The 6,692-nt window shown below is 74.0% G+C and carries 6 protein-coding genes; 2 read left to right on the top strand and 4 right to left on the bottom strand.

Annotated elements, in window-relative coordinates; all coding sequences use genetic code 11:
* The coding region (locus AAHZ94_RS26035; RefSeq protein WP_502964786.1) for a serine/threonine protein kinase at positions 1-1,247 on the bottom strand (1,247 nt) is incomplete at its 3' end.
* Between AAHZ94_RS26035 and AAHZ94_RS36525 the strand changes: the two genes are divergently transcribed.
* Positions 1,240-1,575: a hypothetical protein gene (locus tag AAHZ94_RS36525; RefSeq protein WP_502964785.1), complete on the top strand. Its 336-nt coding sequence runs from the start codon at positions 1,240-1,242 to the stop codon at positions 1,573-1,575. The genes AAHZ94_RS26035 and AAHZ94_RS36525 overlap by 8 nt on opposite strands.
* Positions 1,576-1,585: 10 nt before the next feature.
* Here the strand turns inward: AAHZ94_RS36525 and AAHZ94_RS26030 are convergent, their stop codons facing one another.
* From AAHZ94_RS26030 to AAHZ94_RS26020, 3 genes are read right to left on the bottom strand one after another with little or no spacing between them, the layout of a single operon-like run.
* Positions 1,586-2,977 carry a coiled-coil domain-containing protein gene (locus tag AAHZ94_RS26030; protein WP_349995704.1) on the bottom strand — a complete coding sequence of 464 codons (1,392 nt, stop codon included), beginning with the start codon at positions 2,975-2,977 and terminating at the stop codon, positions 1,586-1,588.
* 25 nt (positions 2,978-3,002) lie between these two features.
* Positions 3,003-4,121 (bottom strand): transporter substrate-binding domain-containing protein, encoded by a 1,119-nt coding sequence (locus AAHZ94_RS26025; protein WP_349995702.1) that lies wholly within the window; start codon positions 4,119-4,121, stop codon positions 3,003-3,005.
* The gene (locus AAHZ94_RS26020; protein WP_349995700.1) at positions 4,118-5,548 is read right to left on the bottom strand and encodes a GlnX family signal transduction membrane protein; all 1,431 of its coding nucleotides are present in this window, start codon (positions 5,546-5,548) and stop codon (positions 4,118-4,120) included. The genes AAHZ94_RS26025 and AAHZ94_RS26020 overlap by 4 nt, the downstream gene beginning before the upstream one ends.
* Before the next feature lie 488 nt (positions 5,549-6,036).
* Here AAHZ94_RS26020 and AAHZ94_RS26015 point away from each other — a divergent pair, with 488 nt between their 5' ends.
* Positions 6,037-6,579 carry a hypothetical protein gene (locus AAHZ94_RS26015; protein WP_349995698.1) on the top strand — a complete coding sequence of 181 codons (543 nt, stop codon included), beginning with the start codon at positions 6,037-6,039 and terminating at the stop codon, positions 6,577-6,579.
* Positions 6,580-6,692 lie beyond the last annotated feature (113 nt).

The raw sequence follows: 6,692 nt of genomic DNA, 5'->3' as shown, positions 1-6,692 counted from the left end.
CCCGCCCCGCCGGCCGGGCGGGGGTGCGGGCCCCCCCCCGCCCCCCCCACCCCCCCCGCCCCCGGGCCCACGCCCCCCCCGCCCCCCGCGGGGGGCCCCCCCCCCCGCCCCGCGCCAGCGCCGCGGGGGCCGCGCCCCGCCGCCCCCCCCCCCGACTGGAGCGCGACGACCTCCCGCAGCACGCCGGTGAGCTGGTCGGCCATCTCGGCGGCCGAGGCGAACCGCCGCCCCGGGTCCGGATGGGTGGCCCGCATCAGCAGCCGGTGGAACGACTCGTACTGGCGGAAGACCTCGATGTGGGCCGACGGCGGGAGGCTGTCGGCGAAGACGGTCGTGTACCCCTGGAAGTCGAAGGTGAGCACCGCCAGCGTGCGGGCCACCGTGTACAGGTCCGACGCCACCGAAGGGCCGACCTCGGCCACCTCGGGCGCCTGGTAGCCGACCGTGCCGTAGATCGGGCTGTCGTCGTCGTCCATCCGCCGGACCGCGCCCATGTCGATCAGTTTGAGCTGGTCGTCCTGTTGGATAGCGTTGTCGATCTTGAAGTCGCAGTACAGCAGGTTGCGGCTGTGTAGGTGGCCGAGGGCCTCCAGCGCCTCGATGCCGTACGCGCACGCCTGCTCGACCGGCAGCGGAATGCGGCGCCCGTCGGGCCTGCGCCGTTCGTTGGCCAGGTCCTTGAGCGACTTGCCGCCGACGTACTCCATGACGATGTAGCCGTCCCGGCTGCCGGTGCGCGGGTCGAGGTGTTCGACGAAGTTGTAGATCCGCACGATGTTGGCGTGCTCGATCTCGGCGAGGAAGCGCCGCTCGGCCAGCGCCACCGCGAGCGCGTCCTCGTCCCCGGTGTCGAGCAGGCCCTTGAGCACCACCCAGCGGTCCGAGACGGCCCGGTCGACGGCCAGGTAGATCCAGCCGAGCCCGCCGTGCGCGAGACAGCCCACCACCTCGTACTGGTCGCGCACCAGATCGCCCCGCCGCAACTTCGGGACGAAGGAGTACGGGTGCCCGCACTTGGTGCAGAACCCCTCGGTGCGGCCCGCCTGGACGCCCCGGGAGCGGCCCACCGGCGCGCCGCACTCCGAACGGCTACAGAAGCGCTTGCGCTCGGGCACCTCGGGATCGTCGAGCACCGCCAGGTGCGGCTCGGGGCGTGGCACCTGCGGCACCGCCACCAGCCCCGCGCCCAGCCGCCCCCGCCCCGACCCCGCCGACCCGGACGTGGACCCGGACGCCGACGTGCGCACCGAAACCGGCCGGCCCGACGCGCTCTGCGACAACCGGCCGGAGACCGACCGGTGCGAACCCGATGACGCGGTTGACCCGGCTGACTTCGCCGACCCCGCCGATGAGCCCGCCGCAGCCGTCGAACCCGAACCCGAACCTGATCCCGATGCCGCGTGCGGCGCGGCCGAGCCCGAGGTCCCGGGCGACGCCGCGCCCATGCTCGTGACGCTGGTCGGCGGCGCGCTCAGCAGCCCGCTGGGCGCGACCACGGGCGCCAACCCACAGGTGTCGCAGTACAGCTCGCCGCCGCCCACGTCCTCGTACGACCCGGCACAGTCCGGCCGTTGACACTCGGTGCTCATGCCGTTCCCCCCGGCCCTCTGGTCTGTCCCGGCCTGGTCGGCGCGTCCCAGCCGGCCCCCTGGCCCCCGCCGGCGCGCGGCTGCGGGGCCCGCTCGGACCCGGTGCCCGGATACGGGCCCAGCGCCTCGGCCGCCGCCTGCTGGTAGCGCAACACGGCCTGCTCGGCGGCGCGCAGATCACACGGCGCGCTCCACAACATCCGCCGCGCCGCGTCGTACCGCTCCACCAACACCGGATCGTCCACCATCCCGTGCCGGCCCACCTTCGCCCGGTACGCGTCCAGCCGGCCGCGCAACTCCGCGCGCACCGCCAGCGGCGCGGTGACGGCCGTCAGCGACTCCCTGGCCCGGTGCAACTCCTCCTCCGCCCGCTGCTCCAGGCTCTCCAGGAGCGGCGAGAGCCGGTGCCACTGGGAGCGCCTGCGGTAGTCGGCGGCGAGCGCGAGCTGTTCGTGCAGCACCGTGGAGGGGCCGCTGACCGCGGGCACGTCGGACGCGGCGATCTTCGCCAGCACCTCGCCGCGCGCCTCCCGCGCCTCGGTGAGCGTACGGTCGGCGCGCGAGAGCACGTCGCGCAGCAGCATCAGCCGCCGCTCGGCGTCCTGCCGCACCCCGAGCACCGCCTCGATCTCCCGGCGCACGTCCTCCAGCGCCCGCGCCGCCCGGTCGTACCGCTCGGTGTCGGGACGCCCACCACCGGGCGCCGAACTCGGCGACGCCCCGGCCCAGAAGGCCAGCGGATCGCTGATCACCTCGGCGCGCAGCAGGGTGAGTTCGGTGGTGATCTCCTCCAGGTCGTCGCCCGACGGGTGCTCACCGGGGCGCACGCCCACCGAGTGCGCGAGCGAGCGGGTGCGCTGCAACTCGGCCGCCAGCATGTCGATCCTGGCGGGCAGCGCCGACCAGACCGTGTCGGCGGTGACCACCACGTCCAGCGCCTGCGCGTACCCCTTGTTCATCCGCGCCACGACGGCGTCCAGGGTGAACCGTTCGCTCAGCCGGGTCGACCCGGACAGCGCCGCGCCCGGCACGGTCACCAGGTCGCCGCGGAGCAACTCGGTCAGCTCCTTGAGCTCGCCCTGCCCGGGCCAGCGGCGCCGGGTGCGCACCGCGCGGACCTTGCCGAGGACCGCGGTGTACGCGTCGTAGTACGCCCACAGCATGGTGATCGTCTGCTCGGCGGTGGCCCAGCGCGCCTTGGTGGTGCCGGTGAGCTCCGCTCCTTCCAGGAGCCTGCGCCCGGCGTGGTCCTGGAGCGCCAGCAGCGACGTCTCGATCGCCTCGTGCTCGGCGCCGAGTCGCGCGAGCGCACGGTCCACCTCCTCCCGGTCCATGACCGGACCCTGGGGCATCCCCGACGAACCGGGGGCGGGTCCCGAGGCCGCCATCGATCACCTCTCCTGTGCGTGCTGGTCAGTCCCGGTATTGGACCGCGGGCGGCCCTGTGATCTTCGGGAGCTGTTCCTGGAGCCAATACTGGTACTTCTGCATCCAGAGGCTGCGCTCGCCGCCCCTGCTGTAATCCTCCAGCACCTTGTTGACGGTACGCACCAGATCCGTGTCGTCCTTGTTGACCGCCACGCCGTAGTACTCGGGCTCCGGGCTCACCTTCTCTTCGACCAGCTCCAGCGTGGGGTCCTGCGCCGCCTGGCTGGCGGCCAGCGCGCCGTCGGTGAGGATCGCGTCCACCTCCCCGAGTTGGAGACGCACCAGGCAGTCGAGTTGGTTGGGCACGATGAGCTGCTTTGCGCCCAGCTTCTCCGTGCCCTTCGCCGGGTCGTCCAGCACGGCCTGGGCCGTCGTCCGGTTCGCCGCGCAGACCGTCTTGCCCTTCAGCGACGGGCCGTAGGAGGTGGCGGGGGAGTCCTCGGCACCCCCCGCGCCCTCGGCCTCCTTGGGCACCAGCAACTGCTGGTACGTCTCGAAGTACGGGGCGGAGAAGGCGACTTCCTCGGCCCGCTCGCAGGTGATCGTCATGGTTCGTACGATCACGTCGACCCTGCGCGTGGCCAGCGCCTTCGTCCGCTGACTCGTGGGGATGGCGATGAAGGTGACGTGCTTTTCTTTCTCTTCTTCCGTCTCCCCTTCCTCGCCGTACACCTCCTTGGCGATCGCCCGGGCGAGATCGATGTCGAAGCCCGCGATCTTGTCGTCTCTGGTCGGGTCGCGATAGCCCCACTTGAAGCTGTTCAGGTCCACCCCGACGCGCAGTTTCTTGTCCTGGCGTTTCTTGAGCCGCTGCATCGCGGGGCCGGCCTCGCCGGTCGGGCGCAGGCTCTGCTCCGGGTGGTCACAGCTCGCGGTCGTCGCGGCGCGCGGCGCGAATCGCTCGGCGGCGGCCCGCTTGCCGCTCGCCGTGTCGTCGCGCTGCCGGTCGCCCTGCCCGTCGAAGGCGGCCGGCACCAGCAGCCCGGCCGCAGCCGCCAGGGCACAGCCCACCGCCGACAGCGTCACCGTGCGCCGCCGCCCGCCGCGCCCTGCCGCGCCGCGCGGCGCGCCCTCGCCCTCCGTACGCATCTCCGCCCCCGTCATCGGTACTCCGACAGCCTGCGACCCACCCCGGCCACCGCGCCCGCCGCGCCGAGCAGCGCCAACGCGGCGGCGCCGGCCGGCAGGTACGCCACGAAGCCGTCCCCGTCGTCCACGGCCGAGCCGAACTCCTCGGCCTCGTGCTCGATCGCCTTCCGCAGCGCCTTGTCCACCTCGGTGTAGGACTTGGTGGTGCTGTCGGGCCCGGCAATGACCCGCTGCACCGCCTTGTCGTACGCGCCCTTGTGGTCCTCCATACGGGACGTCGCATGGCGCCCCTGCCACTCGTTGACCTTCGTGATCGCGATCTGCACCGGTTCGCGTCCGGCCTGGTCGTCGGCGCGGGCCTTGGCCCTACCGAGCAGGCTCTGCGGCGTCGCACCGGATGGCGCCGCACCGGATGGCGTCGGGCCCCTCAGCTCCGCTATTCGCTTGCGGTACTCGGTCTCGTACGCGTCGGTCGCGTCTTCGTCCGGGCCTTCGCCCTCGGCGGGGGCGGCGTCCGCCCCCGCGCCCTTTTGCGGGGTCACCTCCTGGGCGCCCCGCGCCACCAGCGTCAGGTTCTCGTCGGTCCGCGCCTGGAGCACGGCTATGCGGGCCTGGTTGAGCAGCCGCAGCGACTGCGCGCCCTCCCGGTCCGACGTGCTCAGCGCGGACCGCGCCACGGCGTGCCCGAGTACCAGCCACCCGAGCACCGCGACCGAGGCCACCGTGGCGCCGAGCAGGCCCAGATTGAAGACCCGGTTGGTGCGCTGGTAGGAGCGGCGCTGCGCCCACCCCAGCGCCGCAACCGCCAGCACGCCCAGCGCCAGCGCCGCCCACGGCCACGCCTTCGCGTCCGCGTAGTCCGCTTCGAGCTGCTCGCTCTGCTCCTCGTACAGCGTCTTGGCCGCCGCCAACAGCTCGTCCTGCATGATCTCGTTGGCGTACCGCAGATAGGCCCCGCCGAGCGGATAGCCGAACCGGTTGTTGGCGCGCGCGGACTCCACCAGGCTCGTGTAGGTGGGGAGGAGCTGGTGCAGCCGGTCGAGCTGCTCACGGCTGGCCGCCGAGGTCCCGCCGGCCGCGGTGACCTTGCTCAGCAGCCTCGACGCTTCCCCGATGTCCGTGGTGTAGTCCGCGCGGGTCGCCTTAGGCTCCGGACCGTCGGTCAGAAAGCCCTGCGTGACGGCGGCGTTGGCCGACGCCAGCGAACCGTAGAGGTCGGCGGCGTCCTTGCTGAGTGACTGGCTGCGGTGGGCGACCGCGCTCGCGGCGTCCTTGCGCGCGCTGACCTGCCAGGTCGTCAGCGCGCCGAAGGCCAGCAACAGCACGGCCAACAGGGCCCCGACCACCCGCAGTCGGCCCGGCTCGGTCACCGCCGCCGCGCGCACCCGGGCCAGCGCCTCGCGCCAGGCCGGCCGCCGCGGACCCGGCGCACCGGGCGGCACGGCAGGGGCGGGTGTCAGGGGCGGGGCCGGACGCGCGCTGGCCGCGGCCGGCGCCCCGGGCGCAACCGCTGGCGCGATACCGCCGGTCGGCGGGTGTGACACGAGACCTCCCCCTGGTCGCTGCGGCCCGGCCCGCCCGGGCGAACCGGGCTGGCTGACGCCTTGGAGAGCAGTATGGCTGCCACCACTGACAACCACACCGGTGATGGACGGATCTTGTACGGAAGGTGGACTGGCCACCGATGTCCGCCCGTTGTGTCCGTCGTCCCCGTCCCTCATCACGCGGGCGAGTGATGTTCGGTTCCCGTTCGGCCCCCCGCCGTACGGCCGGCCCCGACCTGCCGCGCAACCGGGGCGGATGCCGACCCCGGCACGTCGACATGACACCCTGGGCCGCTCATGCCGCGCCGGGCCGAGCGCGCCAGGGTGAACGGCGCCGCAGCGGAGCCGGAACGCGAGAGAGCGAGCAAGAACCGAAAGGAACGCGTATGCGCGTTTTCCAGCCACCTTCCGACTTTGGGCCCGGTGCCCTGTTCCTCCGGGAACGGGTGCGCCCCGACGCGGCCGTATGCCTGCGGCTGTGCGCCCTGCTCGGGCTGCCGCTGGTGCTGTCCGCGGGGCTGGCGCGGCAAGCGGGCCTGGCGGTCGCGCTGCCCGGTCTGGTGACCTTGGGACTGCTCGCCTTCCCGCTCGCCGCCCGGACGTTGCGCGAGGTGCGCGACGACTATCTGGTGCCGGACGCGGTCGGCCTCGACGCGCGCGGCGTCGTGGTGCGCTGTGCGGGGCGCGGCGGGTTCCGGGTGCCGTGGAGCCGGGTCCGCCGACTGGACGCGGGCGCCGGTCGGGAGGCGGGCTGGCTGCGGCTGTGGGTGGTGGCGGACGAGGTCGCCGGCGTCGCCCGACTCCCGCGGCGCCGCCGCACCAACGAGGGCGCCGCGCTGCTCGTCCGCTTCGGCCCGGGCGTGGACCGGGAAGCGCTCCTGGTCGCGGTGCAGGAGTACGCGCCGGAGAGCATTCGGGTACGGCTCTGAAGGGTGCAGCCTCAGGGGACGCGCGCTGCACTGTCTCGCGCGGGGGGCGCCCCCCCCCCCCGCCCCGCCCCCCCCCCCCGCCGGCGGGGCGCCCGGGGCCGCCCGCGCGGGCG

It is taken from the genome of Streptomyces sp. HSW2009, assembly GCF_040240285.1.
In the GTDB taxonomy this organism is placed as follows: Bacteria; Actinomycetota; Actinomycetes; order Streptomycetales; family Streptomycetaceae; genus Streptomyces.
The sequence above is the reverse complement of the archived record's forward strand: the minus strand, read 5'-3'. Positions and strand labels throughout refer to the sequence as shown.